This is a genomic window from Streptomyces sp. NPDC094034, assembly GCF_040303865.1.
In the GTDB taxonomy this organism is placed as follows: Bacteria; Actinomycetota; Actinomycetes; order Streptomycetales; family Streptomycetaceae; genus Streptomyces.
On the sequence record NZ_JBEOUD010000074.1, the window covers coordinates 18,869 to 23,022 of the forward strand.

Sequence of the window (4,154 nt, forward strand, 5' to 3'; positions counted from 1 at the left end):
CAGCAGTGGTGGTTCCAGCGGCGGTGGCTCCAGCGGGGGTTCGGATGACGACTGGGAATGCATTCCGGTCATGGCTCCCTGGGGCTACATGCAGAACTGCACCACCGGCGGGTCTGATTCCGGCGGAAGCTCGGGCGGGAGTAGCGGCGGCAAGGACGACGACAAAAGCGACGACAACAACGACGACGATGACAAGGATGACGACAAGGAGAACGACAAGGAGACCATCTGCAATCCGGTCATGGGTCCTGCGGGTATCACCCAGCACTGCACGGAAGTAGAAAAGCCGGACGACCCGGACGAGTACGACAAGGACAAGGACAAGGACTGCCGCGACAAGACCAATGTCGCCTTCTACGGCAGTGCGACCGCCGGTGCGGCCGGCAGCGGGCGCTACACGCTCGCCTCGGCCGGTACTCGGACGCCCGTTGTCTTCAGCGGTACCGCGCTCGCGGCCGACGCCGGAAGCCGTTCCCCCCTGAACCTGATGTCCACGGTGGCGGGGTCCACCATTCCTGGTGTCGACACGTTCCAGGACGTGAAGGACCGGCTCACCATCGCGATCGGCCTCACGGACCCGCCGCCCCCGCCGATCAGGGACGACCCCGAGCCGGAGCCCGAGCCGGAGCCGGAGCCGGAGCCGGAGCCGGAGCCCGAGCCGGAACCCGAGCCCGAGCCGGGGCCGGAGGACTGCCCGGTCGGCAAGCCCAACCCCAACCCCAACCCTCACCCCGAGGTGATGGCCGACCCGGACCTCGACATCAAGATCACGGGTGTCGACCCGGAGGACATCAAGTGGCGCGACGATGACGATCCTCTGTACCGCTTCGACGACCGTCCGCCCGAGGAAATCTTCCTGGACGGCTTCGAGCCGAGGAATCCGAACAACGGGGATCTGTACGACTATGTGACCCAGAACACGCCCTCGGCGTTCGTCTCGACAACGAGGGACGGACTCCCGGATCTGGCCTACGAGGACAAGAAGTACCGCTACGACATCGATCCGCCGGGTGGAATCGACGTCAACGAGACCTTCGGGGACCACAGTCGCTGGGCCAGCGAGCAAGAAGTCTCCTTCCCCGGCGGTATCGATTCGAGGTACATCAAGGGTGCCTGGGAGATCAACCCGGACGGCAGCTTGGGCAAGTACATCCCGAACGACAAGTGGTACGAGCCGCCGAACGAGCGAGACTGATAGCTGAGCCGTACGTACGGCCCTGTGTGGTGACCGATCGGTCACCACACAGGGCCGTCGTCATGCCGGGGGAGTGAGGGGGAGCGGGACGGGGCATACAGTCCACTCCGTCCAGAGGCCACGGTGGCTGAGCGAGAACCCACATGGCTCGCCCCGGTGCAGCGCCGCGACCGCGCCGATGCAGCCACCACCGTCCACCCAACTCAGCGCGTGCTTGCGCTCGATGGGGGTGAGGGTGGCGGCGAGGTCGCGAACGGCCTTGCGGATGGCGCGGATCGCTTCGGCGGGGGTGGGGGCTACGTGGTGCGATGCGTCGGCGATGCCGTCGACGGAGAGCGGGCTGTAGGTGACCCGCTCGTACCAGAAGGCTTGTTCTGTGCCGGAGTTGGGCATGGCGGGGCCTCCTGGCGGGCGGCATGGGCGATTCGCGCGACGGGTGGGTGGAGCTGGGGTTGTCCCCTGCCTTTGGCCGGCGTGACGAGCGGCGGGCAGGGGACAACCTTTCTGGACTCCCCCAACTGGCGCAGAAGGAGGGAGAGCTGCGCGACGCTCGGCGGGCACGGCACGGCAGAGCTGTGCCGAGGGTTCTGCCCGTGGCGGCGACACGTGGAGACGTTAGCGTTTGCTGCGGACGCGTATCAAGTGTTTGACGTCTAACGAGTGAGGTGGCATATGTCGACGGGTTGTATGCGTCGACGCGCGCGGCTGGTTGGGGGTTCAGGCGAGGTTGTCGAACTCGCCCTGCTTGGCGCCGTCGAGGAAGGCCCGCAGTTGGGCGCGGGTCGTACGGATGACCACGTCGGGGTTGTCGCTTTCGCGCATGAGGATCTGACCGTCGTGTTCGGCGAGTTGGAGGCAGTGGTTGCCCTCGGCGTCCGACGACTTTGAGGACTTGCGCCACTGAATATCCATACCTCTATGTTTGCCGCGAAGCCCCTCGAAAGAAACGGGCGGCCTCCACCTGCGCCGGTGGGGCCGCCCGTTGCGGGGTGCGGTGGTTGCTCAGGCGAGGTAGTCGAACTCGCCTTCCTTGGCGCCGTCGAGGAAGGCGCGCAGCTTGGCAGGGGTGGTGTGGATGACGATGTCGGGGTTGTCGCTCTCGCGCATGAGGATCTCGCCGCCGTGCTCGGCGAGTTCAAGGCAGTTGCTGCCCTCGGCATCCGAGGACTTTGAGGACTTGCGCCACTGAATATCCATTGTTCTCACGCCTTCATACTTGTTGTGCGACCTTGCGAATGAAGTCTCGTGAACTCTCCGGATCGAGTGACCGCTCTTCGGTCCGATCCAGCACCGCTCGATAGTTCACGAGACGCGTTTCGGCATCCAGAAATGCCGACCCGGTCGCGGTTTCCATCTGTACGGTATCGAGCTGCGGAACGGGCCCGTACATATAGTGTGTCGAACTGCTGGCGTTCGGGAACCCGCCCGCCGCGAACGGGATTGCACGGATGGTGACGTTGTCGCGATCCGACTCCTTGAGCAGGTAGTCGAGCTGGCTACGGGCGACCTTGGAGCCGCCGTACGTCATCCGCAGCGCGGCCTCGTGGATCAGGAACGTGCAAGTGGGCGGGTCAGCCCGGTCAAGTACGTCGCGCCGCTTCAGCCGATGTGAGAGCCAGCGGCGCTGTCGCGCGGGGCTCGACGGTGGCACGGCTTCCGCGAACACAGCACGTACGTAGTCCTCAGTCTGGAGCAGACCGGGCATATGCATGATCTGTACCGCTCGAATGCCGACGGCGTGATGCTCCAATTCGGCCAGATCGATTGCGGCACTGGAGAGGTCGCCCCGGTAGTCCTCCCACCATCCGTTTATGCGCTCCGAGGCCATGCTGGCGAGCGCGTCGATATACGCCGTGTCGGGGCACTCGTAGTGGCCGGCCCACGTGCGCACCCGCTCGGGACTCACGCCGAATCGCCCGGATTCGATGTTGCTGATCGTGGTGCGATCTGTGCCGAGCATGGTTGCCGCTTGGGTGAGCGACAGGCCGGTGTGCTCCCGGATCTTGCGCAGTTCGGTACCCAAGCGACATTGGCGCGCGGTGGGCGCCTTCCTCGATGGCATCGGCCTCTCCTCTTGTTGGCTCTCAGTGTGGCCCGTGACCAAACCGGGGTCCACCTCGTTCGTGACTTTACGCGACTCCGTCCAACATGTGAGGTGAAGGCGCTATCGTCATCACAGCACCGCGTCGCACGTCAGTAAGACCGAAGTGCAGCCGCTTTGGCACGCCTTGAGGCGTGCTGTCGCGGCCATCGCCACGCATGGCGGGCCACGCGTCAGTTCAGACCGCACCGCGTTGGGAGAACGACATGACCACCGTGACCGCCACCGCAACTCCCGTACCCCCGCCACCACAAGGTGGCGAGACCTACCGGCTTGCCCTGCCTAACACCGCGAGCGCGGCCAAGGTCGCGCGTGACTTCGTCACGTCGCTGCTGGGGGTGAACCGGCATCGCGACCTCGTCGATGACGCGCGCCTCTGCGTGACCGAGGTGGTGACCAACGCCCACCGCCATACCCATACGTCGCTGATCCGCGTGCATGTGACGGTGAACCACAAACAGGCGACGGTCTCCGTGGCTGACGACAAGCCCTGGGCCTTTCCTTTGCCGGCCGAACCGGTGGCCGTGTGCATGGGGCGCGATCAAGAGGGCGGGCGGGGGCTGATGCTCGTGGACAGCCTGGCCCGTGCGTGGGGATTCACGATCTACGGTGGCCGCTCGCCCAAGCTGAAGGCGGTCTGGTTCACGTTGGCCGAGGCCAGGAACGAGGTGGCCGGGTGATGGCACCCGTAACGGACCCCGCCCTGTGGGGCGTTGTGTCGATCGCGATGAGTGCGATCGTGCTGGCGGTGGGGGTGCTGTATGCGGTGATGCCGAGTGCGGAGAGTGCCCTTCCGCCGGTGCCGCTCGATGCGGAGGAGGGGTTCACGTACACGTGCTACTGCTGCCCTGATCCGGT

General features: G+C 65.5%; 6 protein-coding genes. 2 read left to right on the forward strand and 4 right to left on the reverse strand.

Annotated features, from left to right (window positions below; genetic code table 11):
- Positions 1–1,195: scabin-related ADP-ribosyltransferase (locus tag ABTZ59_RS35585; RefSeq protein ID WP_351424765.1), on the forward strand; the 1,195-nt coding region annotated here is incomplete at its 5' end.
- Between the two features lie 60 nt (positions 1,196–1,255).
- Here ABTZ59_RS35585 and ABTZ59_RS35590 read toward each other — a convergent pair.
- The 4 genes from ABTZ59_RS35590 to ABTZ59_RS35605 all read right to left on the reverse strand — a co-directional run bounded on the left by ABTZ59_RS35590 (position 1,256) and on the right by ABTZ59_RS35605 (position 3,257).
- The gene (locus ABTZ59_RS35590) at positions 1,256–1,588 is read right to left on the reverse strand and encodes a hypothetical protein (RefSeq protein WP_351424768.1); all 333 of its coding nucleotides are present in this window, start codon (positions 1,586–1,588) and stop codon (positions 1,256–1,258) included.
- Positions 1,589–1,912: 324 nt separating this feature from the next.
- Positions 1,913–2,107, reverse strand: coding sequence for a DUF397 domain-containing protein (locus tag ABTZ59_RS35595; RefSeq protein WP_351424772.1), 195 nt, complete (start codon positions 2,105–2,107; stop codon positions 1,913–1,915).
- A gap of 90 nt (positions 2,108–2,197) precedes the next feature.
- Complete coding sequence (locus ABTZ59_RS35600; RefSeq protein ID WP_351424775.1) at positions 2,198–2,392, reverse strand: DUF397 domain-containing protein; 195 nt, start codon at positions 2,390–2,392, stop codon at positions 2,198–2,200.
- Positions 2,393–2,405: 13 nt separating this feature from the next.
- Positions 2,406–3,257, reverse strand: coding sequence for a Scr1 family TA system antitoxin-like transcriptional regulator (locus tag ABTZ59_RS35605; protein WP_351424777.1), 852 nt, complete (start codon positions 3,255–3,257; stop codon positions 2,406–2,408).
- 245 nt (positions 3,258–3,502) lie between these two features.
- On the opposite strand from ABTZ59_RS35605, the gene ABTZ59_RS35610 reads away from it, so the two are divergent.
- Positions 3,503–3,976, forward strand: coding sequence for an ATP-binding protein (locus tag ABTZ59_RS35610; RefSeq protein ID WP_351424780.1), 474 nt, complete (start codon positions 3,503–3,505; stop codon positions 3,974–3,976).
- Positions 3,977–4,154: the final 178 nt, after the last annotated feature.